Source organism: Rhizobium sp. WSM4643 (assembly GCF_025152745.1).
Taxonomy (GTDB): Bacteria; Pseudomonadota; Alphaproteobacteria; order Rhizobiales; family Rhizobiaceae; genus Rhizobium; species Rhizobium leguminosarum_I.
The window spans coordinates 30333-55275 of the sequence record NZ_CP104041.1 but is presented as its reverse complement, the minus strand read 5'-3'; the positions used below and the strand labels follow the sequence as shown (position 1 = coordinate 55275).

Genomic DNA, 24943 nt, shown 5'->3' with positions numbered 1-24943 from the left:
ATGTGGAGCGGGAAACATGTCCCGCTCCACATGGCTGTTACTTGAACTCGACCGGGAAGCCGATCTGCGGCGGCGTCAGATCTTTGCCGAACCAGGTTTTGAAGGACTTGGCGTAGAAGTCGAACTCAACGCCGGTCATGGCCTCGTGCAGAGCGGTGTTGACGAAGTTCAGCCAATCCTGATCGCCGCGCTTGACGGCGCAGGCGTAAGTCTGCGGATTCCAGCCATAGCCGGCGTCTTTGTAACGGCCGGGATTCTGCGTCATGTACCAGGCGAGCGACGACTGGTCCGTGGCGACAGCATCGGCGCGTCCCGATTCTAGCGCCTGATAGATCAGGTCGACGGAATCGTACTGGTCGACGGTCGCCTCCGGCAGCGCCGCATGCACCATCGCCTCGGCATAGACGTTCTGGAGAACCGAGATGGTGACGGAGGAACCGGCCGCCTTCAGGGCGGCGTAGTCGGCATATTTTCCGTCCGCCTTGAGCATCAGGCCGACACCCTCGCGATAATAGGGAATGGTGAAGGCAACCTGCTGGGCGCGCTCGCCGGTAACGGTCATGAACTGGCAGGTGATGTCGACTTTGTCGGTGGTAATGTTCGGGATGCGGGCATCGGAGGACTGGTTCACATATTCGATCTTCTCAGGGTCGCCGAAGAGCGCCTTGGCGATGATATGGCCCATGTCGACGTCGAATCCCTGAAGCTTGTCGTCGGCGCTCTTGAAGTGCCAAGGCGCATTGGTGCTGCCCGTGCCGAGGACGAGATGGCCGCGGGCCAACACTTCATCGAGCTTGCTGCCTTCGGCCAGCACAGGCGTGGACAACAGAGCGGCGGCGACCAACGACATCACGCCGGTGCGAAAGGAAATGGTCATGGCGTTCCCCTTATGGATTGTTCCTATATTCCAGTATAATGGACGCATGTCTGTTTTACTGGAATAACGTTATCAAGTGCCATCAAGGATGAATTGTCAATGGGGTATGCCGAAAAAACGCGCAGTGGCGCGCGTGGCGATTTTTTCGGCAGCGCAGCATTTTCATCCCACTTCCGGACCGCCCGGCTGCGCTAGCCTTGGTAAATGGAATATGCAAGCGAGGCGTTGGCGCAGGCGGCGAATTAGGATCTCGGGAAACTGCCAACCTCAAGCCAACGGCCAACTTTCGCCAACCGGAAGCTTCCCGCTTCGTCCAGAGCATTTCAGCAAAAATGCGCGGTGGATTTGCAGGGAATGTGTGAAAACGAAAATACAGCGCATTTCGGTAAGAGAAATCTAGGTATGCGCTGGGGGAGGCTTGTAGACTTCATGGATTCTAATGAACTTCCCGCTGCACGTCCGATCGCGCCGTCTTCGTCTCGCCGGCGAATTTGAAGGCGGCAGCCAACTCTGCATAGCGGGTGTCGCTCAAGCTGTGGGCGAAGCGCACTCTCCAGCACCTTCTTCATGAAGGCCTTGGCATAGCCATGTCTTCACGCCCGCAGGCCTGCATGGCATAAGATTAGAGCTTGTAATCGCTCATCGACGTCAAAAGCCGAGGGATCGCCGTCTTTCGGGGTCACGCGGCGCCGACGCCTGCGGCAAAGACTGCAATGCAGCGCTGGAGATGGGCAAGCAGTGTTGCCCGATTAGGCCAAGCCTTTGCTCGTCCTTCCGGCGGACCCATGGCGCCAAAGATCATATCCATCAGCATCCGGGCCCCGCTGTCCGGATCATCAAGCGACAACTTGCCTTCCACCCTGCGGTCCCTCAGCCAGTCTGCCAGATGCTGCCGGCTGGCAAGCATGCCTTCACGCTGCAGTATGTCGATAAGTTCGGGAAACTGCCCCGCTTCGCGAAAGACGAGCTGCAGGAAACCGGCACGATCCGCATCCTTGTCGTCATCCATATCGATCATGAAGATGCGTTCGAGGCTCTCGGCGATCGAGAGATCTTCAGCAGGCCGCGGAAGGTCGAGCATCAGGCGCCGATGTGCTCCGACCACCGCGGCAAACAGCTCTTCCTTGCTCTGAAACAGCTTGTAAAGCGTCTGTTTTGAAACACTCGCCTCGGTAGCGACGACTGCGGTCGTGCTGCCAGCATAACCGTATTTTACAAAAACGCGGCGGGCAATTTCAACGATATGCGCCCGCTTGTCATCGTCACTGGAGACTTTCGGCCGGCCGCGCTTGCGCGGCTCATCTGCGGGCTCGACAACATCCATTATGGCCTAGACCCCCATCGAGGCACAAGTCGAAGGCCGCAGAAAGGAGACAAGGACTTCTGAGAGGCGATTCTTCAGCTGTGGCATTGGCAATTTCAATTTAGAGAACTCATCAGCTCTGCAATGCGTTGCATCTCTCACCGTCTACCGATGGAGCGCCTGTGACCGCCATTTCCGCCGCAACCTCTATCTTTTCCTATTCCTATTCCTATTCCTATAGCAAGAGTTCGACCGCAGCATCCCAGGGTATCCCATCCTCTAACGCAGTTTCGGCAACAAAATCAACCGCAAGCCTGTTTTTACTGGAACGAGAAAGATCAAAGTTCGATGCCCTTGTGTGCCTGTCTGTCCTCTTTGAGGACTGACTCAAGGTCGATATCCGTGCCACTTTGTTGCGAAAGCTGAGCATAAAAGGCCGTGGCCGCCTCGCGGCCGGTCTCCCGTATTTCATACGATTCGAGGGCCCGCTCAACGATGTCAGCTATTGATCGATTTTCGCGCCGAGCAAGCCGATGTGCAAGATCGCGTGCCTTCGCACTGCGCACGGAAAGTTGAGGTTCGGCCATGTCGGTCTCCTTTCATCTGCATGTAGCAGCAGTCGCTAACATCAAGATTGCAGATGATGGCTGCGTACTACAAGTAGTCCCGGTCCTGATTTTGTTCCGATGTCAAAAACAATTAACCATATTTCAGTGTTCTATCGACATAGTACTTCACGAGGGATCAGGCATCTCAAGCAGAGAAGCCACATCATGTGGGAGACAGTCCTTGGCATTCACCATTGCCCGCAGTCTGGTTGCGTTCGGTGTCGCCGTTTCGGCAGGCCTTTTCATGTCGATCGGATTGCAGCAGTCGGCCCTTGAACGGCTGAAAGTCAACGGGCCGGTTTACGAGCAGGTTGTCTACGGCAAGGATTTGATTGCCGATATTCTGCCGCCGCCGCTGTTTGTGGTGGAATCCTACATGCTCTCCTTCGAGGCGAGCAAATTTCCCGAACTCACCGACACCAATCTTGCCAAGATCGCAAATCTGAAGGCCGCTTACGATGACCGCCGCGCCTATTGGAAAACCACTCGGCTGCCGCAGGCTTTGAAGGACGAGCTTGAAAACGATGTTATCGCCAAGGGCGATGCGTTCTGGGGCGTGATGAACCGTGAGATCATTCCGGCCCTGAATGCCAAGGATGAAGACAAGGCGCACGGGGCGATCGAGCAGTTGCGCGTCGCCTTTCATTCGCACCAGGACGCGGTTGAGAAACTCGTTGCCAATTCCGACGCTTTCCTGAAGGGTGAGGAGCGCAATGCCGCCTCGGAGATCGTCACCTGGACGATCTATGCGGGTGCTGCAGGCTTCGGTTCGTTCGGGCTGTTGCTGGTGGGACTTTATCTCCTGCGTCGCCGCGCAATTGTGCCGCTCGATGGCATGAAGGCCTATATGGGCAACCTTGCCGAAGGTGATTTTTCGACCGAAGTCCCCTATGCCAACCGGTCCGACGAGATCGGAGCCATGTCCAAGGCCGTGGCGGTATTCCGTCGCAATGCGCTTGAGCGGCAGGACGCGCAGAAGCGCGAGACCGCACTACGCGATGCGGAATTCGAACGCGAACGCAGCCAGCTGGCCGAAAGGACGGCCGAGGAACGGATCCGCGAAACTGTCATCGATCAACTGACATACGGCCTTGAACAGCTGTCGACCGGCAATCTTGATTGCCGGATCACGACACCATTCGCTGCAGCCTACGAGACCTTGCGTGCGAAGTTCAACGACAGTATGGACGCGCTTTGCGCTTCGATGGCCGAGATCGCCCAGACCTCCAAGCAGGTGGGCAGTTCCTCGGCCGGCATCACCGATGCAGCCGACAGTCTTGCGTCGCGCACGGAACAGCAGGCCGCGATGCTCGAAGAGGCCACAGCCGCACTCGATGAAATGAATATCAAAGCCAAAGACGCCTCCGACCATGCCGGCAGAGCCACCGGCATGATGGCCGAGACCCGCACCAGCGCCGAACATTCGGCAGCCGTCGTTCGCGAAGCCATCGCCGCCATGGAAAGGATCGAAGGCTCGTCCTCCCAGATTGGCGCCATCGTCAATGTCATCGATGAAATCGCCTTCCAGACCAATCTTCTCGCGCTCAATGCCGGGGTTGAAGCAGCGCGCGCCGGCGAAGCAGGCAAGGGTTTTGCCGTCGTTGCCCAGGAAGTACGTGAACTTGCCATGCGCTCGGCCAACGCCGCCAAGGAGATCAGAGCTCTGATCTCCACCTCCTCCGCCCAGGTCTCCACCGGTGTGGACCTCGTCAACCGCACCGGTAAGGCGCTCCTGGAAATCGAAGGACAGGTCGAGCAGGTTGCCGGCCTGATCGCCCGTATCGTTTCGGTGTCCTCCGAGCAGGCGGTGGCGATCGGCGAGATCAACGCCTCCGTCAACGCGCTCGATCAGGTGACGCAACACAACGCCGCCATGGCCGTCGAAACCGCCACGGCCTGCCGGGCACTCGGCAGCCAAACGCAGACGTTGGAAGGGGTGGTAAACCGCTTTCAGATCGACGCGGCCGCCAGCGGGTCAAGACCGCAGAAAGCGGCTTGACGCCTGACCGTCGAAGCTCGACCTGTCCGATCGCCTAGAGCATGATGCCGAAAAGTGTGCGCGATTATTCGGACGACATCATGCTCTAACCATTTAATTTGGAACAGGATTCAGATTTCAGGCCGACCCGGCCTAAAATCATCCTGTTCTAATCGTCAACAACCGCCACGACGGCAACGCAATCGCCTGATTTGACCAGCCCCGGGAAGTGCCGGGCACAGAGAATGCCGCTCATGCCGGCGCGGATCTCGCGGGGCACCACCCCGGTCCGCCCGGTCGGATAGATGCGAGCGATGACCGCATCGTCAGTGACGGCTTCACCGAGATCGATGACAGGTTCGATCAGCCCGCCCTCCTCTGCGAAGGAGAAGCAGCGACCGTCCGGCATGTCGAGCCAGGTCGTCGGACCAGGATCGACGATGCCCGCGACGATCCCGGCGTGGCGCAGCACGTTCATGGTGCCGCGCTTGGCAATCGCCGCACTTTTGGCCGTGGCGGTGCCGCCGCCGCCGAGTTCCGTGGTGATGAAGATCTTGCCCATCTCCTCGGCCGCGGTGTCGTACATGCCGACCGCATCGATCTCCAGCATCTTCATCGAATAGGGTGCCGCAAACGCCCTCACGAATTCGAAAGCTTTTTCCTCCTGTTGCTTGTTCGGCAGGATGTGGGCCGCGCAGAACGGCAGAAAATCGAGCGTCTTGCCACCGGAATGAAAATCGAGGACGAGATCCGCCATCGGCAGCAGCACACGGCTGAAATAGTCGGCGATCTTCTCCGTCACCGTGCCGTCCGGCCGGCCCGGGAAGCTGCGGTTCATGTTGCCCCTGTCGATCGGCGAGGTCCTGGTTCCCGCTTGGAATGCCGGATAATTCATGGCCGGCACGATAATGACGGTGCCCCTCACCTCTTCGGCCTTCAGCGAGTTGGCAAGATCGAAGAGCGCGATCGGTCCTTCATACTCGTCGCCGTGATTGCCGCCGGTCAGCAGGGCCGTTGGCCCCTTGCCGTTCCGGATGACCGTTATCGGCACCATCACCGATCCCCAGGCGGAGTCGTCGCGGCTGTAAGGCAGGCGCAGGAATCCGTGCTGGATACCCTCGGCGGCGAAATTGACCGTCGCGCTGATCGGCGACGGCCGCAAGCCAATCTCTGTCATGACAGCCTCAATCCTTGACCATCAGTCTGCGCGGCACGTTGGCGAAGCACTCGACGCCGCTGTCGGTGATGAGGATGCTCTCGGTCGTCTCGAAACCCATGTCGTCGAGCCAGAGACCGGTCATGAAATGGAAGGTCATGCCGGGCTTCAGCTCCGTCCGGTCGCCGGGACGCAGGCTCATGGTGCGCTCGCCCCAGTCCGGCGGATAGGAAAGACCGATCGGATAGCCCGTGCGGTTGTCCTTGACGATCCCGTATTTCTTCAGCACCGCGAAGAAGGCGTTGGCGATATCCTCGCAGGTATTGCCGGGTCTGGCGACCGCAAGGCCGGCCTCCATGCCCTCCAAAGTCGCCTTTTCGGCATCGAGAAAGGCCTGCGTCGGCTTGCCGAGGAAGACGGTACGCGACAGCGGCAGGTGGTAACGGTTATAGCAGCCGGCGATCTCGAAGAAGGTGCCCTCGCCCTTCTTCATCGGCCGGTCGTCCCAGGTCAGGTGGGGCGCGGACGCTTCGGCGCCGGACGGCAGCAGCGGCACGATCGCCGGATAATCGCCGCCGATGCCGTCGACGCCGCGGGTGCCGGCATCGTAGATTTCCGCAACCAGATCGCACTTGCGCATACCGACCTCGATCTTGTCGAAGATGCGGGCATGCATCGCCTCGACGATGCGGGCGGCATTGCGCATGTACCTGATTTCGGTCTCGCTCTTGACCGCGCGCTGCCAGTTGACGAGGGCGGTCGCGTCGACGAAGCGGGCGTTCGGCAGGTGCTTCTGCAGCGCCGCAAAGGCCGCCGCCGAGAACCAGTAATTGTCCATCTCGACGCCGATCGTCAGCTTGCCGAAGCCGCGCTCGGTCAGGATGCCCGAGAGATAGTCCATCGGGTGGCGCTCGGTCGACTGCACATAGTGATCGGGATAACCGACGATGTTGTCGTGTTTCAGATAGGCAGTGAACTTGGCGCCATTGGCATCCTGGCCGCGGCCGAACCAGATCGGCTCGCCCTGCGGCGGCACGATCACCGCCTGATGCACGTAGAAAGACCAGCCGTCATAGCCGGTCAGCCAGGCCATGTTCGACGGGTCGCTGACAACAAGCAGGTCGACGCCCTTCGTCTCCATGGCACGCCGTGTCTTTTCCAGCCGCGCGGCATATTCGCCGAGCGAGAATTTGAGGTTGGGCTGGGTCATGTTTCTTCCCTTCTCTTCCGGCGCCGCGCCGGTCAGCTTTCGAATGTGGTCCCGGCATTTGCCGCGCCGGCGCGGGCAAAGGCGAGTGTGGCGATGGCGGTGTCCTGGATGCCGGTTCCGGTCAGGTCCGCGATGGTGATCTGGTCGTTGCGCGTCCGTCCCGGTGTCCGGCCGGCGACGATCTGGCCGAGCTCGGCAAAGACCGCATCGCCTGCGACCAGCCCGGCATCGATTGCGTGATGCAGTTCGCCGAGACGCCGCGTCTGCTTCAAGCTGTCGGCGACGTAGAGGCCGGCACCCGCGATGGCGGCCGGGTCGATCTCGTTCTTGTGCTCCGCATCCGAGCCCATCGCCGTCAGATGCTGTCCGGGTTCCAGCCACCCGGCCTCGATGATCGGAATTTCCGACGGCGTGGTGGTGACGATGAGATCAGCGCCGGTCATTGCGCCTCTGGCGTCCGGTGTCGCAGTGACCGGAAACCCGAGCTTTCCGGCCAATTCCGCTGCCACGCTTTGCGCCTTGGCAGCGTCGCGCGCCCAAATCCTTGCTTCGCGGATCGGCCGGACCAGCGTCAGCGCTTCGAGCTGCAGCCGCGCCTGCATACCCGCACCGAAGATCGCGGCCACGGACGCATTTTCCCGCGACAGATGTTTTGCCGCGACGGCGCCGGCTGCTGCGGTGCGCACGTCGGTGAGATAGCCATTGTCCAGCAACAGCGCATGCACCAGCCCGGTCCGGCTCGACAGCAGCACCATCATGCCGTTGGTACTCGGCAGGCCGATCTTCGGATTGTCGAAGAAACCGGGGCTGATCTTGATTGCGAAGCCCTCGATGCCGGGCACATAGGCGGTCTTTACATCGACTTCGCCCCGATATTCCGGAATGTCGAGCCGCAGAATCGGCGGCATGGCGACGGCTTTGGTGGCAAGCGCTGCGAAAGCCTCCTCGATGCAGGCGACCGCATCGCGATCAAGCCCGATGACTTTCCTCAGCTCCGCTTCCGTCAGGATGATCATCTGGCTCATGGTCTCTCCTCGCCGTAGAGCGGCTGTGTCCCGTTGATCACCCGAAGATGCTGTTCCATGTCGACATTCTGCCCGGACAGGATCGCGACGATGGGACCGTTCGCCACAATTTTCCCGGCAAGAAGCACTGCAATGCCGACCGCGCCCGCGCCTTCGACAATCTGGCGTTCGCAGGCATAGGCATGGCGCATGCCGGCGGCGATCTCCGCTTCCGTCAGCAGTATGACGTCGTCGAGAAGCTCGCGGCACATGGCAAAAGTGACGCGATTGTCGAGGCCGCTGCCGCCGCCGAGCGAGTCGGCAAGGCTCGGCACTTCGTCGACCTGCACCGGCCGCCCCGCATCGAGGCTTGCCTTCATTGCAGCGCCCTTCTCCATCGTCAGGCCGATCACCTTGGTCGTCGGGCTGACGCCTTTGACCGCAGCGGCAACGCCCGCCGCAAGGCCGCCGCCCGAGAGCGGCACCAGCACGATTGCCGCCTCCGGCAAGGTGTCGATGATTTCGAGCCCCAGCGTCCCCTGCCCGGCCACGACAGCAGGATGGTCGAAGGGCGGGACCATCACCAAACCCTCCTCGCGAACCAGCCGGTCGACTTCCAGCTGCGCCTCGTCCTGCGATAATCCGACGATGTGGACATCGGCCCCGAGGCGACGGATTTCCGAAACCTTGTTCTCCGGCACCAGCCGCGACATGCAGATGGTCGCAACCGCCCCTTCCGCCTTTGCCGCATAGGCAAGCGCCCGGCCGTGATTTCCGGTCGAGGCCGCGACGACGCCGCGCGAGCGCTCTGCCGGCGACAAGGAGAGCACCGCATTGGTCGCGCCGCGCAGCTTGAAACTGCCGGTCGTCTGATGATGCTCAAGCTTGAGATGGACAGGAACGCCTGCCAATTCGCCAAGGGAAGCGGACTGCACCATCGGTGTACAGAGCACGCGGCCGGCGATCCGGCGCGTCGCCGCACGGATATCCTCCAGCGAAACGGGCAAGGGGCTCGCCATGATCTCAGCCTTCTCGATAGGGCTTGGTCATCAATTGACCGAGTTCGGGCCGCGCCAGATCGTCGCCGCAAAGCCGCAGGCAGGCCCAAGCCGTCGCAAGATTGCTGGTGACGACCGGCTTGCCGATTTCAGCCTCGATCCGGGCCGCGACCTCGGCTGCCCGCACCGCCGTACAGGAGATAAACAGCGCATCCGACTGCGGCGCCAGTGCCTGGCGTGCGAAGGCAAGGATCTCGTCCGGCGCGATCCGCGCCATCTCGCGATCATCGATCAGGCCGAGACAGGTGAAGCGGTCGATCGCAAAGCCGAGATCCGAAAAATAGTCGGCCATCGGCCGGCTGGTCTCGATCGTATAGGGCGTCAGCACCGAAATCCGTCTGGCGCCCAGCGCCTTCAGGCCGGTCACGGCGGCAGCCGTCGGCGTCACGACGGGAACGCCGGGCTTGCCCGCATGGATCGCCGCCTCGATGTTCCGGTCGCCGATCACCACCGAGGCGGAGGTGCAGGAATAGACGATGGCATCGAGTGCCTCGTCCGGCAGGATCAGTGCCGCGCCTTCGGTCAGCGACGGCTGCATCTTCAGGAGGTTTTCCGGCGTGACCGGATTGGCATAATGGATGCGGCTGACATAGACGCCGAGGCGATCGCCAGCGACCATGCGCTGGAAGTCGACTTCTGTCGTGTGGTCGGTTGCCAGGATAATGAGGCCGATGCGCTTTTCCAGCGGCCGGTCGTCCAGTCGCGGCAGCCGGCCGGCGGGAATGATCTCGATCTCTACAGTCATGATCAGTCATCCATCCTGGCGTAGCGTTCCTCGAGCCAGCGTAATCCCACGACCGAAATCAGGCTGATGACGAGGAAGAAGACGCCGACCAGCGTCATCGGCTCGATGTAGCGGTAGTTGCTGTTGGCGATGCTCTTTGCCTGGTTCATCAGTTCGAGCACGGTGATCGCCGAAAGCAGCGGCGTCTCCTTGAACATGGCGATGAAATAATTGGCGAGCGCCGGGATCATCGGCGGGATCGCCTGCGGCAGGATCACGTGGATCCAGGCCTGGCGCGTCGACAGATTGGTGGCCTTGGCTGCCTCCCATTGTCCGCGCGGCACGTTCTCGATACCGGCGCGATAGACCTCCGCGGTATAGGTTGCATAGTGAATGCCCATGCCGATGACGCCGGCGGTGAGCGGCGCCAGCCGGATGCCGATATCCGGCAGCACATAGAAGATGAAGTAGAGCTGCACCAGCAATGGCGTGCCGCGGATGAATTCCGAGACGAAAGCGACCGTCCTGGAAATGCCGGCGACCGGTGAGCGCCGCGCAATGGCGAGCCCCAGGCCGACGATCATGGCGACGGCAGCGCCGAGGATGGTCGCGAGAAGAGTGATTTTGAACCCTTCGAGAAGGGTCGGCATGATCTGCCAGACGAAGTCCCAATCCCATTCCATCCGATCAGGTCCTTATGCCGTCGAGGCTGCGCGCCATCCGCCGCTCCAGCCAGCGCATCGTCGCGGAGATCGCGGAGGCCATGAGAAAATAGAGGATGAGGATCGTCGCGAAGGGCACCAGCGTATTGCCGGTCTGCGCCCGCACCACCTGCGCCTGGAAGGTCATATCCGTCAACGAGATCAGCGACACGACGGCCGTGCCCTTCAGGAGTTCGATCGCATTGTTGCAGAAGGTCGGTAGCATCAGCGGCAGCGCCTGCGGCAGGATGACGTGGCGCATGCGCTGGTATCGCGAAAGGTTGAGCGCGATGCACGCTTCCGACTGTTCGCGCCCGACAGCCTTGACGGCGCCGCGCACCACTTCCGCCGCATAGGCGCCGACGTTCAGCCCGAGCGCCAGCACGCCTGCCTGCAGCGGCGTCAGGGTCACGCCCGCAAAGGGCAGCACGAAATAGACCCAGAAGAGCTGGACGAAGATCGAGGTGCCGCGAAAGAATTCGATATAGGCCGTCGCCAGAGCCCGGACGGCAAAGAAGCGCGACAGCCGGCCGAGGCCCGCCAGGAACGCCATGACAAGCGCCAGCGCCGAGCCCATGACCGTCAGCTGGAGCGTCACCAGGGCGCCCTCAAGGATCAATGTCAGATAGCCGGACCATCCCGACATCGGCAGCTCACTTCTCTTCTCTGGAGATCGTTCGAAGACGATCCGGCCATGCCTGGGGCATGGCCGGCTGCTTACCCTTTGTTACTTCGCCGCGGCGCAGAGCTTTTCGCGGCTCGTCGACATCGCCGCCTTGGCCGAGAAGCCGTAGGGCTCGATGATCTTGGCGAATTCGCCTGATTCCTTCAGCTTCTTCAGCTCGACGTCGAAGGCGTCGCGCAACGCGACGTCCTGCTTGCGGAAGGCGGCACCATCGCAATAGACCGGCGCATTGACGACGGGAGCGACGGTTTCGAGGTTCGGATCGTTTGCCTTGGCCATCAGATCATGGATCGACAGGACCGGCAGCGAGTACACGTCGATGCGGCCGTCCTGCAGCATCTTGATGCCGCTCTGGCCATCCGGAACGACGATGACGCGATCACGCGGCACGCCGGCCTCGAGCGCCAGCTTCTCCTCGGTGCCGCCGCCCGGCGCGCCGATCTTGGCGTCCGGATTGTCGGCGATGTCCTTGTAGCTCGTCAGCTTCAGCGGGTTGCCCTTCTTGAGAGCGAAAGCCTCGGCATCGCAAAGGATCGGTTCGGAATAGGCGACGGCAGCGCAACGCTCAGGCTTCATGAAGAGGCCTGCGGTGATCGCGTCGTGGCGGCCGGCCTGCAGGCCGGGGATCATCGCGCCATATTCCGAGATCGAGGCGACCACTTCCTTGACGCCCAGCTTTTGGAAGATTGCGCGGGCGACATCGGGGGCCGCACCGGACACTTTGCCGTCGGCGCCGACAGCGGTGAACGGCGGCTCGTTGGCGATGGCGATGCGCGCAAAGCCTTGCTCCTTCAGCTGCTCGAGCTTGTCATCGGCGGCGGAAGCAGGCGCGGCCGCTGTGATCAGAAGCACCGACAGGCTGGCGGCGCTCAAAAGATATCCTGTTTTCATCGTTCCCAACTCCTCTGATTTTCCTTAAGTTTCTTCTTGCGGGCAATGTCTGAGGTCAGACGCGGTGCCCCGCCGCAATGATCTTGCGCAGGAAGGTCTGCGTCCTCTCCTGGGTCGGATTGCGAAAGATGTCGCCCGGCTTGCCTTCCTCGACGATCTTGCCGCGATCGAAGAACAGCACACGGTCGGCGAAATCATGGGCGAAGCCCATCTCATGGGTGACGAGAAGCATGGTCATGTCGGTCTCGGAAGCCAGCCGCCGCATGACGTTCAGCACCTCCTCGACCAGTTCCGGATCGAGCGCCGAGGTCACCTCGTCGAACAGCATGATCTTCGGCGATAGCGCCAGCGCCCGGGCAATGGCGACGCGCTGCTTCTGCCCGCCGGAAAGCTGCGCCGGGACACTTTTAGCCTTGTCGGCCAGGCCGACCATGTCGAGAAGCTCCATCGCCCGTTTTTCGGCTTGCGGCCGCTTGATACCCTTGGTCAGCATCGGCGCCAGGGTCACGTTGTCGAGCACGCATTTATGCGGGAACAGATTGAAATGCTGAAAGACCATGCCGATCTTTTCGCGCATGCGATGCAGATGCCGTTCGTCGGCCGGCACCAGCCCGCTGCTACCAGGCATATGGTAGAGCTGTTCGCCGTCGACCTCGATATGGCCGCCGCTGATCGTCTCCAGCGTCATCAGAATACGCAGGATCGTCGTCTTGCCGGAGCCGGACGGTCCGATCAGCGCCAGCTTCTCGCCCGGCATGACATTCATCGACAGGCCGTCGAGCACGGTCAGCGGGCCGTATTTCTTGACGATATTGTCGATGCGGATGATGGGCGGAAGCATTCATGTCTCTCCCTGTTGAGACAAGCAATGTCCTAACGATGACGGTCCATCAAAATCATGTCAATTCGTAAAATAATATCATGACAATTATTCTGCGCGCGCTCAAATACAAGGCGTCGGCATCAGATCGCAAGCAGCAGCTCTTCCGGATTGCCTTGCGCCAATGAGGCGACGATGCCGAGCCCGGTCCGCAACTCGCTTTCCGTCGTCGAACCAAGCGAAATGCGCACGGCCGGTGTCCAGCCCTGATCGGCGGTGTGAAACGCTTTGCCAGGCGCGATCGCCACGCCGCGCAGCCTTGCCTGCGAAACAAACCCATCCTCAGTATGGTTGCCGGAAAGCGGCAGCCAGACGTGCAGACTCTGCGGATGCGCCCGATAGCTGAGACCGGCCAGCATCTCCGCCGCAATCGCATGCCGGCTCGAAAGCGCACGGCGCTGCCAGTTGACCAGTTCCATCGCCGTGCCGTCGCTGACCCAGCGGGTGGCGATCTCCGCCATGGCAGGCGTCGCCATCCAGTTGGAGACGAGATGACGGTTGGCGACGGCCGCGACATAGCGGTCGGGCGCGGTGAGATAGCCGATCCGCAGGCCCGGAACGGTAATTTTGGTGAAGCTCGTGACGTAGAGTGTCCGTTCCGGCGCAAACGCGGCCATCGGCGGCGCGCGACCCTCGACCATCGGGCCGAGAATATCGTTTTCGATGATCGCGATATCATGCTTGGCCGCGACGGCGGCAAGCGCCTGCCTGCGCGCCGCGCTCATCAGCGCCGCCATCGGATTGATCACCGAGGGCTGCAGGAAGATTGCCCGGATCGGTCCCTTTCGGCAGGCTTCGTCGAGTGCCTCGGGGATCATGCCCTCCTCGTCGATCGCCAGCCCTTCCAGATGCAGACCGAGATAGGTGGAGAGCGGAACGAGCGTATGATGGCTGATCGCTTCTGTCGCAACCGTCGAGCCAGGCGGGGCAACGCTCATCAGCGCCACTGTCATGCCCGACGTCGCACCGTTGGTCACGCTGATGTTCAGCGGCGATACCTCCAACCCGCAGCGCGCCAGCCATTCCGTAGCGACGGCGCGATGGCGTGGAAACACCATATTCGGCCTGAACGAAAGCGCCGAGCTGGAGGGCAGGTTTTCCGAAAGCCAGCCGAAGGCCTGCCGCAGCCTTTCCAAATGGATCTGCTCGCAGACCGGCTTCAGGATCGACAGATCGATCACCTCGCCCAGCCGTTCCGGCAGATAGGGCGGTTCCGGTTCGCGCGGCCTGGTCTGGACAAAGCTGCCGCGTCCGATCTCGCCTGATATCAGTCCCCGGCGGATCAATTCGTCATAGGCGCGGCTGACCGTCTGCACGGAAAGATGCAGGTCATCCGCCATCTTGCGATGCGGCGGCAATTGCACGCCATCGGAGAGCTTGCCGTCCATGATCGCGTTTGCGATCTGCTCGGCAAGCGAAAGATAGGCCGGCCGGCGGAGTTGCGAGGGATCGGGGCGCCACTTTGTCATGATTTCAACACTGCTGAAAATCAGTTCAATTGACAATGCCAAAATGCGCTCCCATTGTCTTTTCGCTGCGTTTGAAATGATTTCTTTCTAAAGAAAGCACCATGAAGCTCGACGCCATCGACCTGCGCATTCTCGACGCCGTCCAGCGCGACGGCCGCATCACCAAGCTGGCGCTGGCCGAAAAGGCCGGGCTGTCGCCGACGCCGTGCTGGATGCGGCTGCGCAAGCTCGAAAAGGCCGGTGTTATCACCGGTTACCACGCGCGCGTCGCGCCACGGCGCATCGCGCCGGTCGCCAGCGTGATGATGGAAGTGACGCTCGCCAATCATCGCCAGGCGGATTTCGAACGCTTCGAGCGCGCCGTGACCGCAATCCCGGAGATCGTCGCCTGCTGGTCGGTCGGCGGCGGCGTCGATTACATCTTGAAGCTCATCGCGCCCGACATCGACGCCTATCAGCGGCTGGTCGACGGGCTTCTCGACCGCGAACTCGGCATCGACCGCTACTTCACCTACATCGTCACCAAGACGGTGAAGGAGGACACTGTCCTTCCGATCTCTTCCTTCACTGCCGCCGGCGAAGACGAGACCGTGTCGTAGACAATCTCTCTGCCAGGCCGCCGTCCTTTAGACCATCTCTCTGTTTTCGCCTTCACCAACAGACAATCTCTCGCCCGCTCCCGTGGAAAACTTGCGTCAGCCACGAGGAGACTTGATATGACCGCCGCTTTTGCCCGCCCCGCCTATCATGACGCGCTGTCGCGGCTTGCCGACCGTCATCTCCTGCGCGATCTGGCCTATGTCGGCGGCCGGTGGATCGCCAGCAAATCAGGGAAAAGTTTCGAGGTCACCGATCCCGCCTCTTCGGCGACGCTGGCCTGGGTTGCAAGCCTTGGCGCGGATGAGACGGCGGTGGCGATCGATGCCGCGTCGGAGGCTTTCGCCGGCTGGCGCGCGATGCCGCCGCAGAGCCGCGCGGCGATCCTGCGCAAATGGTTTGAGCTGATGCTGGCTGCCAAAGAGGATCTGGCGCTGATCATGACGCTCGAACAGGGCAAGCCGATCGCGGAATCGCGCGGCGAGATCGATTACGCCGCCTCCTTCGTCGAATGGTATGCCGAGGAAGGCAAACGGCTGAACGCCGAGAGCGTCACCAGCCATCTGCCCGGCGCGGAAATGATCGTCCGGCGTGAGGCGCTCGGCGTCGTCGGCATCGTCACGCCCTGGAATTTCCCCTCTGCCATGCTTACCCGAAAGGCTGCCGCGGCGCTGGCCGCCGGCTGCACGGTCGTCGCCCATCCCTCCTCCGAGACGCCGCTTTCGGCACTGGCGCTTGCTGAGCTCGGCGAGCGGGCGGGCATTCCCGCCGGCGTCTTCAACGTGGCCCCCGGCAATGCCGCTACGATCGTCGGGCGGATGTGCGCCGACAATCGCGTGCGCGCCATGAGTTTCACCGGCTCGACCGGGATCGGACGGCTGATCGCCGCCCAGTGCGCTCCGACACTGAAGCGGCTGGTGATGGAACTCGGCGGCCACGCTCCGCTGATCATCTTCGAAGACGCCGATATATCAAAGGCGGTCGAGATCGCCGTCAACGCCAAGTTTGCCACGTCAGGCCAGGATTGCCTCGCCGCCAATCGCATTTTCGTCCAGCGCCGGATCGCCGATGCCTTTGCCAAGGCCTTCGCAGACCGCATTGCCGAACTGAAGGTCGGCCCGGGGCTCGAGGATGGCGCCGAGATCGGGCCGCTGATGCATGAACGCGCCGTCAGCAAGGTCGAGGAGCACGTCTCCGACGCGCTGGCGCATGGCGCGCGGCTCGTTACCGGCGGCAAGCGCCACAGGGCCGGCCGGCTTTTCTACGAGCCGACGCTGCTGACCGATGTGCCGGCGGATGCGCTGATCATGCGCGAGGAGACTTTTGGGCCAGTGGCGGCCATGACCGCCTTCGATACGGAAGAAGAGGTTATCGCCCGCGCCAACGATACCGAATACGGCCTCGTCGCCTATATCGTCACAGAAAACGGCGCCCGCCAGATGCGGCTCGGCCGCGCACTGGAATACGGCATGGTGGCGGTCAACCGCGTGAAAATCACCGGCGCTCCCATTCCCTTCGGCGGCTGGAAGCAGTCCGGCCTCGGCCGCGAGGGTTCCCGCCATGGGCTCGAGGCCTTCACGGAGCTTAAATATCTCTGCATCGACACGGCCGCCTGAGCCGCCCCATTTTCAAGAAAGAGGCTACGACATGCTCGATAGAAGCAACGAACTCACCGCCTGGGACCGCGATCACTTCTTCCATCCCTCGACCCATATGGGTGGGCATGCTCGTGGCGAGACACCGACCCGCGTCGTTGCCGGCGGCGAAGGCGTCTACATCACCGACACGACAGGACGCAAAAGCCTCGACGCCTTTGCCGGCCTTTATTGCGTCAATGTCGGCTACGGCCGCCAGAAGATCGCCGATGCGATCGCCGAACAGGCGAAGAACCTCGCCTATTACCACGCCTATGTCGGCCACGGCACGGAAGCCTCGATTACGCTTTCGAAGATGATCATCGACCGCGCGCCCGACGGCATGAGCCGCGTCTATTTCGGTCTCTCCGGCTCGGACGCCAACGAGACCAACATCAAGCTCATCTGGTACTACAACAACATCCTCGGCCGCCCGGAAAAGAAGAAGATCATCTCGCGCTGGCGCGGTTATCACGGCTCCGGCGTCATGACCGGCAGCCTCACCGGCCTGGCGCTTTTTCACAACGCTTTCGACCTGCCGCGCGCACCGGTGCTGCACACCGAAGCACCCTATTATTTCCGCCGTCCCGACCGGTCGATGAGCGAGGAGCAGTTCTCGCAATATTGCGCCGACAAGCTCGAGGAGATGATCATTACCGAAGGCCCGGAAACGGTCGCCGCCTTCATCGGCGAACCCATCCTCGGCACCGGCGGTATCGTGCCGCCGCCGAAAACCTACTGGCAGAAGATCCAGGCCGTGCTCGACAAATATGACATCCTGCTCGTCGCCGATGAAGTCGTCACCGGCTTCGGCCGTCTCGGCACCATGTTCGGCTCGGATCATTACGGCATGAAGCCGGACCTGATCACCATCGCCAAGGGCCTGACCTCGGCCTACGCTCCCCTTTCCGGCACAATCGTGTCGAACAAGATGTGGCAAGTCCTGGTTCAGGGTTCCGATCAGATGGGCGCGATCGGTCACGGCTGGACCTATTCCGCTCATCCGATCTGTGCTGCCGCAGGCATTGCCAATCTCGAGCTGATCGACGAACTCGGCATCGTCGAGAATGCGGGTGCGACCGGCGCCTATTTCCGCTCGGAACTGGAGAAAGCCATCGGCGGCCACCGCAACGTCGGCGAAGTCCGCGGCGACGGACTGATGGCGGCCGTCGAATTCGTCGAGGACAGGGACGACCGAAAATTCTTCGATGCCGGCCGCAAGATAGGCCCGCAGGTCGCCTCCGCCCTCCTCGAACGCGGCGTCATCGGCCGCGCCATGCCGCAGGGCGATATCCTCGGCTTCGCCCCGCCGCTCTGCCTGACCCGCGAAGAGGCCGATATCGTGGTCAAGGCCGCGGCGGATGCGATCGAAACCGTCTTCACGAACATCTGAGGAGAAGAACGGCATGACGATCCCGGAAAAGATGGCGGCCGTATTGCTCACCGGCCATGGCGGATTGGACAAGCTCGTCTATGACAGGGACGTGCCCGTCCCGAGACCCGCGGACGGCGAGGTTCTGATCCGCGTCACGGCCTGCGGCATGAACAATACCGACGTCTGGGTCCGCCAAGGCGCCTATGGCACCGAGGACGATCCGTCCGCCGTCTCCACATGGCGCAGGCAAGGCAACACGCTGACATTCCCGCGCATCCAGGGCACCGATACGGTCGGCCATATCGTCGGCGTCGGCGCCGGCGTTAATCCGGCACGCGTGGGCGAACGCGTCATGGTCGACTTCTCGATCTATAACCGCGACGACGATAGCCTCGCGGACATCGATTACATGGGCCATGGCCGCAACGGCGGTTATGCCGAATACATGGCGCTGCCGGCCGAGAACGCCCATGTCGTCGCAACCGATCTGACCGACGTCGAACTCGCCACCTTCTGCTGTGCCTATCTGACCGGCGAGCGCATGCTGGAGCGGGCAAGGCTTGGCGCCGGCGAACGCGTTCTGGTGACCGGCGCCTCGGGCGGCGTCGGCTCGGCGATCATCCAGCTCGCGCGGGCCCGCGGCGCCATCCCGATCGCGGTCACAGGCCCCGGCAAGGAGGCGGCGATATTCGATATCGGCGCCGAGGCGGTCGTCACCCGCGGCAAGGGCGATCTCGTAGAAGCCGTCCATTCCGCCAGCCGTGGGCAGCCGATCGATGTCGTCGCCGATCTCGTCGGCGGACCGCTGTTCAACGATCTGCTGAAGATCCTGCGCCCCGAAGGCCGCTACACGACGGCCGGCGCCATCGCCGGCCCGGTCGTCCAGCTCGATTTGCGAACCCTGTACCTGAAGCAGTTGGAACTGCACGGCTCGAGCCAGGGAAGCCGCGCCGACTTTCGTCGGATCGTCGGCTATATCGAAAGCCGGAAAATCCGGCCTCTCGTCGGCGGCATCTATCCGCTGTCGGAATTCCACCGCGCGCAGACCGACTTCATGGCGAAGAACTTCGTGGGCAAATTGGTCGTGGTTCCCGGCCAACGATAAGACCCGATCGCTGATCACGCCGCAGGCGAACTTTATGAGCCTTGCGGCGTTTCACGGCCATGGAAAATCATTGCAATGACATCGAGCGTTCGCTGCTGCGGAAGATCCAAGGCTTCCTTCTATCCATGAAGGAGACCGAACTGTCGTTCGCGCCACGCGGCCGCTGATGCCAACCGGCAGCACGACATACCTCACCCCTGCCGAACTCGCAAGAATTCGGCGCGCCGTCGGCCTAGCGCGCCTGATGGACACCGCGGTCAGATTGCCCGTCATCGGCGTGCGGATCGGCGCGGACTCGGTTCTCGGCCTCATCCCGGCGGTCGGCGACATTGCCGGATCCCTCATCGGTCTTTTCATCATCGATGAGGCAAGACGTCTCGGCATTCCCACCCACAAGCTCGCCCGCATGGCTGTCAATCTCGGGATCGACGCCGCCGGCGGAACGGTTCCCCTCCTCGGCGATCTTTTCGACGTCTATTTCAAATCTCATCGCCGAAACGTCGGCATCATCCTCGACCACTTTGGGATCAACGAAGACGAGCTGAACCGGCGCATTTGACGAAGCCGATTGTTTCGCTCAGCGATCACAATCCTTTGCAGTTCTTCCACATCAGGAACCTATGCGGGGTTTTGGCGTTCGCCCTGTTTCAATCACCAAGTGCGAGACCGGCCCGTTGGATCAGAGCTCTCCTCCCAAAAGCGATGAAATGAAACGCCTGCAGGATCAATCCGCGGAAGATGATGCACGGCAGAATGACGGTAAGGAGGAAGAGCGCCCTTCGCTGCTTCGCCGTCATCCATTCATCGTCCTCTCCGGCATCGCTGCCCTGTTGCTGCTGGCTGTCGCCGGCTATTTCATCTGGCTGGTCTATTTCCACCCCTACGAGACGACGGACGATGCCTTCGTCGATTCCCGCAGCTTCTCGGTTGCCGCAAAGGTTTCAGGTTATGTGTCGGACGTATCCGTGACGGATAATCAGCACGTGACGTCGGGCGATCCGATCCTGAGGATCAATCCTCGCGATTATCAGATTGCGCTTGATGCGGCGAAAGGCCAGGTTGGGGTCGCCGAGGCGGCCATTTCAAGCGCCGAGGCGCAGATCGCAGCGGGCGATGCCGCTATCGACGAAGCCAAGGCGCAGCAGAATTCGGCAGCAGCCGCACTTCAGTACGCGCAGGACGAGGCCGATCGGCAGCAGCAGCTGGTCAAATCGGGCGCCGGTTCCGAACAGGCTGCGCAGCAGGCGACCTCCACGCTCAGGCAAAGCCAGGCAAGCCTGGCGCAGGCGCAGGCAAGTGTCACCTCGGCGCTGAAGAACAAGACAGCCGCCGAAGCGCAGAAGGCGAGCGCGATTGCCGGCCTGCGTCAGGCCCAAGCCCAGGTCGAGGCCGCCGAACAGAACCTCGCCGACACGACCATCACCGCAGCGCAGCCCGGTCGCATCGTCCGCCTTTCCGGTTCCAGAGGGCAATATATCCAAGCCGGCCAGGCCGTGTCGATGTTCGTTCCCGACGAGATCTGGGTGACTGCCAATTTCAAGGAGACGCAACTGACGGATATGCGCCCCGGCCAGCCGGTCGAGCTGACGATCGACGCCTATCCGAACAGACCGCTGAAGGGCCACGTCGATTCGGTCCAGCCGGGATCGGGCACCGCCTTTTCGCTGCTTCCCGCCGAGAACGCGACCGGCAACTACGTCAAGGTCATCCAGCGCGTTCCCGTCAAGATCGCCGTCGACGACTGGCCTCAGGACGTGGCGATCGGACCTGGAATGTCGGTGGTTCCGACGGTAACGGTCCGCCCGAGGGATTGACGTGAGCGGCGCTGCGACCACCGCTGGCAGCCAGTCATCGCCGACACAAGCGGCAAACCCGTGGCTGATCGCTCTCGTCGTCTCGCTCGCCACCTTCATGGAGGTGCTCGACACGACGATCGCCAACGTTGCTCTTCGCTATATATCTGGTGGCCTCGCCGTCAGCGCCGACGAAGCCTCATGGGTCGTCACCACCTATCTCGTCTCGAATGCCATCATCCTCGTCGCCAGCAGCTTCATCGCGAAACGCTACGGCCGGCGGCGCTTCTATCTGCTTTGTCTTGCGACCTTCACCATTGCCTCGATCCTTTGCGGCATGGCCTGGAACCTGGAATCGCTGCTGATCTTCCGGATGATCCAGGGGTTTGCCGGCGGCGGCATGGTGCCGATCTCGCAATCGATCCTCGCCGATTCATTCCCACCCGAAAAGCGCGGGCAGGGATTTGCGCTGTTCGGCGTTGCCGTCGTGGTTGCGCCGGTGATCGGCCCGACGCTCGGCGGTTATCTCTCCGACAATTTCTCATGGCACTGGTGCTTCCTGATCAATGGCCCTGTCGGGCTCTTCGCCTTCGCGCTCGTCTATATGCTGGTGAAGGAGCCGGACTCGCTGAAGCGGGAGCGGGCGGAAATGCGCCGCACCGGTATTCGCATCGACATCGTCGGGTTCCTGCTCGTCGCCACCTTTCTCGGCGCCCTGGAAGTGGTGCTCGACCGGGGACAGATCGAGGATTGGCTCGATTCGAATTTCATCGTCGTCACGATTGCAATCTGCATCCTCGCCCTTGCGGCCGCCATTCCCTGGCTGATGACGAAATCGAATCCGATCATCGACATCCACCTGCTGGCAAGCCGGCAGTTCGGATCGTGCTTCATCGTCATGCTGGCAACGGGCGCGATCCTGATCGCAACGACACAATTCGTCCCTGAGGTTCTGCAGCAGAACTTCGGCTACACGGCCACCTGGGCCGGCCTCGCGCTATCGCCCGGCGGCCTCATGGCGATGGTCATGATGTTCGTGTCGGGCCGGCTCTCCGCCCGCATCCAGCCGAAATATCTGATCGCCATCGGTACGGCGATCATCGCGGCGGCCATGTGGGACATGACGAGGATCCATGCCGATCTCAACTTCGGCTTCTTCGTCTGGTCGCGCATCTTTCTCGGCCTCGGTCTGCCGCTGATCTTCATTCCGATCACCTCGGCATCCTATGACGGCCTGCGCCCCGACCAGACCGACCAGGCATCGGCGCTGATCAATGCCGCCCGCAACACTGGCGGCTCGATCGGCGTGTCGATCGCCTCAAACGTTCTTGCCCATCGCGAGCAATGGCATCAAAGCCGGCTCGTCGAAAGCGTGGTGCCGTCCGATCCCGCCTACCAACAGACGCTGCAAACCGCCACGCAGCATTTCATCGACAGGGGTTCGACGATGACGGACGCCCAAAGGCAGGCAACCGACTGGATCGGAGAGCAGGTTCAAACGCAGGCGAGCTATCTTGCCTATATCGACGTCTTCCACACGCTCATGCTGATCTCGCTCTGCCTCATCCCCCTCGCCCTGATCCTGCGAAATATCGACCTGAAACAAGGCGGCGGTGGCTCGGGTCATGGCTGACAGCCCGATCGGAGCATCTGCTCCATCAACCGACATGGGCACCCAGCGCCATCAGCATCGGGGCTCGAGTTCGCGACCTGGCGGGCTTGCATCCAAGCGACAATAATTTCCTCTTTCAGTTCTGGAGCGGCCGCTCATGTAGCGATATATAGAGGCTGGCTTCGCGCCTCCCTGTCGGCCATTCAGCCGCGTGTCTGGTCACCTAAAAGCTGCCGTTTCTCACGAGCACCCCATGTCCCAAGATCAAGGCTGATACGGCCATGTCCCGAAGGCCAGCGGTCCGCAATTCTTGGCGTCAGAAAACGCGATAGGCGTGTCCAAAATTGTCCTCAACTGAGGTCTTAGCAGTCACGAACCCTAAGCTCATCACGATCGATTCGGCAGCAGATTTTAACAGCATTTTCGATTAGATGAATTATCCGGCTCGCATCTCCGCATTTCTGTGAATCAGCGGAATGAGGTCTTTATTTTTTGCATTATTTGCGCAGATTTAGCTTTGTAAAACATCAAATAGCGGGTCAGCATGAAGAGAATTTCGGGCGCCGAATTCCCACTGTCGAAGATCTTCAGTTCGGATTTTGAATTTGTCATACCGTCTTATCAGCGACCTTATGCTTGGGGCGAGACGCAGACCTCTGAACTGCTGGACGACTTGCTGGCCTTTGCGGATGACGAGTCCGAGGAAGGATACTTTCTTGGAAGCATTGTCCTGATCAAGACGGAGGACGCACCCCGCGCCGAGGTTATCGATGGTCAGCAGCGCCTCACGACCTTGACGATCCTGCTGGCCGCGGCGGCCGCGGCGCATGGTGGCGCAAACAAGGACGACACCAGGCCCTACATCCTGGAACCCGGGAAGAAGATGGAAGGGATCAAGGCAAAGCCCCGGCTCGCGTTGCGCGAACGCGATCGAGAATTCTTCGCCAAGTACATCCAGAACCTGCGCTTGGAAGACCTGCTCGAACTCGATTCAGGCAACATCGAGAACGAGTCCCGTCGCAACATCCAGACCAACGCGCGCTATCTGTTGACCCAGATCGAGAAGCGCTTGCCGGGTCCGGAAGCGGTCGAATGCTTCATCAACTTCCTTCTGACGCGCTGCTACCTAGTGGCCGTATCGACCCCTTCGCAGGAATCGGCCTTCCGAGTCTTCTCTGTGATGAACAGCCGAGGCTTGGATCTGCAGCACACTGACATCATCAAGGCCGACATGATCGGCCAGATTGCCGGAGAGGCTGCCCGTCAAACGTACAACGACAAGTGGGAAGACATGGAGGTGGAACTGACGCGCTCAGGCTTCAACGACCTCTTCAGCTACATCCGGATGATCTACGCCAAGGAGAAGTCCAAGCGTACGCTTCTTGAGGATTTCAGGAGCGTCGTACTCCCTCACAATTCCAACCCGCAACGGTTCATCGATGCCGTCCTTGAACCTTTCGCTGAGTCCCTGCTCGACATCCGGTCGGCTACCTTCGCCGCCTCCACCCATGCAGAGGAGATCAACTACTACCTGCGGTGGTTGAACCGGATCGACAATTCCGACTGGGTACCAGCGGCGATGCTGTTCATGACCAGGTCAAGGAACAAGCCGCGCGTACTAGCCAGATTCCTGAAGCTGCTGGAGCGGCTCGCAGCCTTCATGCACGCCAGCCGGTATAACGTGAACGAACGCATCGAAGCCTACGCCGCGGTCATCACCGAAATTGAGTCATCTATGGCGCCGGACGATATGGAATCGTTGCAGTTTGATCGTCCATCCACCAAAGACTTCCGCGAGGCGCTGAACGGGGACATTTACCAGCTGACCCCACGGCGTCGGAATTACCTGATCCTAAGGCTGGATTCTTTCATCTCCGATGGCGCCGCCACCTACGACCCAAGCATCCTGACAATAGAGCACGTGCTGCCGCAGAATGTCGCCGAAGGTAGCAAGTGGGAGGAATGGTGGCCCGACGAGGAGCAGCGCAACGAGTGGGTGCACCGCATTGCCAATCTGGTACCACTCAATAAGAAGCGAAACTCCGCCGCTCAGAACTTCGACTTCGCCGACAAGCGTAACATCTACTTCAAGGGCACCAGGAACGTCAGTTCGTATGCGCTCACCACGCAGGTTCTCGGCAAGGAGGATTGGACGCCCAAGTACCTCAAGGCCAGGCAGAAGGAGTTGGTGAACGCGATGATGTCGAATTGGGAGCTCGATATCTAAATTTACTGCTGCTTCATCTCGACGTGGCGGGAAGCCGAGCCATGTAACTCGCTTCC

At 61.3% G+C, this 24943-nt stretch carries 22 protein-coding genes and 1 pseudogene; 9 read left to right on the top strand and 14 right to left on the bottom strand.

Translation table 11 applies throughout. From position 1 onward, the window contains the following. Positions 1-37 precede the first annotated feature (37 nt). The 4 genes and pseudogenes from N1937_RS24150 to N1937_RS24130 all read right to left on the bottom strand — a co-directional run bounded on the left by N1937_RS24150 (position 38) and on the right by N1937_RS24130 (position 2767). Complete coding sequence (locus N1937_RS24150) at positions 38-877, bottom strand: transporter substrate-binding domain-containing protein (RefSeq protein WP_017967324.1); 840 nt, start codon at positions 875-877, stop codon at positions 38-40. A 445-nt stretch (positions 878-1322) separates the two neighbouring features. Next, positions 1323-1520: pseudogene (locus N1937_RS24145) on the bottom strand (DUF1217 domain-containing protein); the annotation flags it as partial. A gap of 36 nt (positions 1521-1556) precedes the next feature. Further along, the gene (locus tag N1937_RS24140; protein WP_017967326.1) at positions 1557-2201 is read right to left on the bottom strand and encodes a TetR/AcrR family transcriptional regulator; all 645 of its coding nucleotides are present in this window, start codon (positions 2199-2201) and stop codon (positions 1557-1559) included. 317 nt (positions 2202-2518) lie between these two features. Further along, positions 2519-2767 (bottom strand): type II toxin-antitoxin system VapB family antitoxin, encoded by a 249-nt coding sequence (locus tag N1937_RS24130; RefSeq protein WP_260059490.1) that lies wholly within the window; start codon positions 2765-2767, stop codon positions 2519-2521. A 202-nt stretch (positions 2768-2969) separates the two neighbouring features. On the opposite strand from N1937_RS24130, the gene N1937_RS24125 reads away from it, so the two are divergent. Then, on the top strand, positions 2970-4787 hold the full coding sequence (locus N1937_RS24125; RefSeq protein ID WP_260059489.1) for a methyl-accepting chemotaxis protein: 1818 nt from the start codon (positions 2970-2972) through the stop codon (positions 4785-4787). A 148-nt stretch (positions 4788-4935) separates the two neighbouring features. Here the strand turns inward: N1937_RS24125 and doeB are convergent, their stop codons facing one another. The 10 genes from doeB to N1937_RS24075 form a co-directional block, all read right to left on the bottom strand. After that, a complete protein-coding gene (gene doeB / locus N1937_RS24120; RefSeq protein WP_260059488.1) occupies positions 4936-5943 on the bottom strand; it encodes a N(2)-acetyl-L-2,4-diaminobutanoate deacetylase DoeB in 1008 nt (335 codons plus the stop codon). 7 nt (positions 5944-5950) lie between these two features. Next, positions 5951-7132 (bottom strand): ectoine hydrolase DoeA, encoded by a 1182-nt coding sequence (gene doeA, locus N1937_RS24115; protein WP_260059487.1) that lies wholly within the window; start codon positions 7130-7132, stop codon positions 5951-5953. Positions 7133-7164: 32 nt separating this feature from the next. Beyond that, on the bottom strand, positions 7165-8157 hold the full coding sequence (gene eutC / locus N1937_RS24110) for an ectoine utilization protein EutC (protein ID WP_260059485.1): 993 nt from the start codon (positions 8155-8157) through the stop codon (positions 7165-7167). Beyond that, entirely contained in the window at positions 8154-9155 is a 1002-nt protein-coding gene (eutB, locus tag N1937_RS24105) for a hydroxyectoine utilization dehydratase EutB (protein ID WP_260059484.1), read from the bottom strand. Before eutB ends, eutC begins: the two co-directional genes overlap by 4 nt. 4 nt (positions 9156-9159) lie before the next feature. Beyond that, positions 9160-9939 carry an ectoine utilization protein EutA gene (gene eutA, locus N1937_RS24100; protein WP_260059482.1) on the bottom strand — a complete coding sequence of 260 codons (780 nt, stop codon included), beginning with the start codon at positions 9937-9939 and terminating at the stop codon, positions 9160-9162. 2 nt (positions 9940-9941) lie between these two features. Then, positions 9942-10601: an ectoine/hydroxyectoine ABC transporter permease subunit EhuD gene (gene ehuD, locus N1937_RS24095; protein ID WP_170258399.1), complete on the bottom strand. Its 660-nt coding sequence runs from the start codon at positions 10599-10601 to the stop codon at positions 9942-9944. Between the two features lie 4 nt (positions 10602-10605). Beyond that, positions 10606-11265 (bottom strand): ectoine/hydroxyectoine ABC transporter permease subunit EhuC, encoded by a 660-nt coding sequence (gene ehuC, locus N1937_RS24090; RefSeq protein ID WP_260059481.1) that lies wholly within the window; start codon positions 11263-11265, stop codon positions 10606-10608. Positions 11266-11346: 81 nt separating this feature from the next. Continuing rightward, complete coding sequence (ehuB, locus tag N1937_RS24085) at positions 11347-12195, bottom strand: ectoine/hydroxyectoine ABC transporter substrate-binding protein EhuB (RefSeq protein WP_260059479.1); 849 nt, start codon at positions 12193-12195, stop codon at positions 11347-11349. 55 nt (positions 12196-12250) lie between these two features. Next, positions 12251-13036 carry an ectoine/hydroxyectoine ABC transporter ATP-binding protein EhuA gene (ehuA, locus tag N1937_RS24080; RefSeq protein ID WP_170275908.1) on the bottom strand — a complete coding sequence of 262 codons (786 nt, stop codon included), beginning with the start codon at positions 13034-13036 and terminating at the stop codon, positions 12251-12253. Between the two features lie 122 nt (positions 13037-13158). Next, entirely contained in the window at positions 13159-14544 is a 1386-nt protein-coding gene (locus N1937_RS24075; RefSeq protein ID WP_260059477.1) for a MocR-like ectoine utilization transcription factor EhuR, read from the bottom strand. Positions 14545-14645: 101 nt separating this feature from the next. On the opposite strand from N1937_RS24075, the gene N1937_RS24070 reads away from it, so the two are divergent. The 8 genes from N1937_RS24070 to N1937_RS24035 all read left to right on the top strand — a co-directional run bounded on the left by N1937_RS24070 (position 14646) and on the right by N1937_RS24035 (position 24887). Next, positions 14646-15143: an Lrp/AsnC family transcriptional regulator gene (locus N1937_RS24070; protein WP_260059476.1), complete on the top strand. Its 498-nt coding sequence runs from the start codon at positions 14646-14648 to the stop codon at positions 15141-15143. Between the two features lie 117 nt (positions 15144-15260). Further along, entirely contained in the window at positions 15261-16757 is a 1497-nt protein-coding gene (locus N1937_RS24065; protein ID WP_260059475.1) for an NAD-dependent succinate-semialdehyde dehydrogenase, read from the top strand. A gap of 31 nt (positions 16758-16788) precedes the next feature. Next, positions 16789-18168: an aspartate aminotransferase family protein gene (locus N1937_RS24060; protein ID WP_260059474.1), complete on the top strand. Its 1380-nt coding sequence runs from the start codon at positions 16789-16791 to the stop codon at positions 18166-18168. Between the two features lie 13 nt (positions 18169-18181). Further along, complete coding sequence (locus N1937_RS24055; protein ID WP_260059472.1) at positions 18182-19255, top strand: alcohol dehydrogenase family protein; 1074 nt, start codon at positions 18182-18184, stop codon at positions 19253-19255. Between the two features lie 166 nt (positions 19256-19421). Then, entirely contained in the window at positions 19422-19814 is a 393-nt protein-coding gene (locus N1937_RS24050) for a DUF4112 domain-containing protein (protein WP_170275913.1), read from the top strand. A 148-nt stretch (positions 19815-19962) separates the two neighbouring features. Continuing rightward, entirely contained in the window at positions 19963-21069 is a 1107-nt protein-coding gene (locus N1937_RS24045; protein WP_260059471.1) for an HlyD family secretion protein, read from the top strand. Between the two features lies 1 nt (position 21070). Next, positions 21071-22681: a DHA2 family efflux MFS transporter permease subunit gene (locus N1937_RS24040; protein WP_260059470.1), complete on the top strand. Its 1611-nt coding sequence runs from the start codon at positions 21071-21073 to the stop codon at positions 22679-22681. Positions 22682-23204: 523 nt separating this feature from the next. Then, complete coding sequence (locus N1937_RS24035) at positions 23205-24887, top strand: DUF262 domain-containing protein (RefSeq protein WP_260059469.1); 1683 nt, start codon at positions 23205-23207, stop codon at positions 24885-24887. Positions 24888-24943: the final 56 nt, after the last annotated feature.

Coding starts and splice junctions, on each gene's coding strand:
- N1937_RS24065 (WP_260059475.1), top strand. CDS start 15,261: ATGACCGCCGCTTTTGCCCGCCCCGCCTATCATGACGCGCTGTCGCGG.
- ehuD (WP_170258399.1), bottom strand. CDS start 10,601: ATGGAATGGGATTGGGACTTCGTCTGGCAGATCATGCCGACCCTTCTC.
- N1937_RS24055 (WP_260059472.1), top strand. CDS start 18,182: ATGACGATCCCGGAAAAGATGGCGGCCGTATTGCTCACCGGCCATGGC.
- eutB (WP_260059484.1), bottom strand. CDS start 9,155: ATGGCGAGCCCCTTGCCCGTTTCGCTGGAGGATATCCGTGCGGCGACG.
- N1937_RS24060 (WP_260059474.1), top strand. CDS start 16,789: ATGCTCGATAGAAGCAACGAACTCACCGCCTGGGACCGCGATCACTTC.
- N1937_RS24070 (WP_260059476.1), top strand. CDS start 14,646: ATGAAGCTCGACGCCATCGACCTGCGCATTCTCGACGCCGTCCAGCGC.
- ehuB (WP_260059479.1), bottom strand. CDS start 12,195: ATGAAAACAGGATATCTTTTGAGCGCCGCCAGCCTGTCGGTGCTTCTG.
- N1937_RS24150 (WP_017967324.1), bottom strand. CDS start 877: ATGACCATTTCCTTTCGCACCGGCGTGATGTCGTTGGTCGCCGCCGCT.
- ehuA (WP_170275908.1), bottom strand. CDS start 13,036: ATGCTTCCGCCCATCATCCGCATCGACAATATCGTCAAGAAATACGGC.
- N1937_RS24130 (WP_260059490.1), bottom strand. CDS start 2,767: ATGGCCGAACCTCAACTTTCCGTGCGCAGTGCGAAGGCACGCGATCTT.
- N1937_RS24050 (WP_170275913.1), top strand. CDS start 19,422: ATGCCAACCGGCAGCACGACATACCTCACCCCTGCCGAACTCGCAAGA.
- N1937_RS24035 (WP_260059469.1), top strand. CDS start 23,205: ATGAAGAGAATTTCGGGCGCCGAATTCCCACTGTCGAAGATCTTCAGT.
- doeA (WP_260059487.1), bottom strand. CDS start 7,132: ATGACCCAGCCCAACCTCAAATTCTCGCTCGGCGAATATGCCGCGCGG.
- N1937_RS24045 (WP_260059471.1), top strand. CDS start 19,963: ATGAAACGCCTGCAGGATCAATCCGCGGAAGATGATGCACGGCAGAAT.
- eutC (WP_260059485.1), bottom strand. CDS start 8,157: ATGAGCCAGATGATCATCCTGACGGAAGCGGAGCTGAGGAAAGTCATC.
- ehuC (WP_260059481.1), bottom strand. CDS start 11,265: ATGTCGGGATGGTCCGGCTATCTGACATTGATCCTTGAGGGCGCCCTG.
- doeB (WP_260059488.1), bottom strand. CDS start 5,943: ATGACAGAGATTGGCTTGCGGCCGTCGCCGATCAGCGCGACGGTCAAT.
- N1937_RS24140 (WP_017967326.1), bottom strand. CDS start 2,201: ATGGATGTTGTCGAGCCCGCAGATGAGCCGCGCAAGCGCGGCCGGCCG.
- eutA (WP_260059482.1), bottom strand. CDS start 9,939: ATGACTGTAGAGATCGAGATCATTCCCGCCGGCCGGCTGCCGCGACTG.
- N1937_RS24075 (WP_260059477.1), bottom strand. CDS start 14,544: ATGACAAAGTGGCGCCCCGATCCCTCGCAACTCCGCCGGCCGGCCTAT.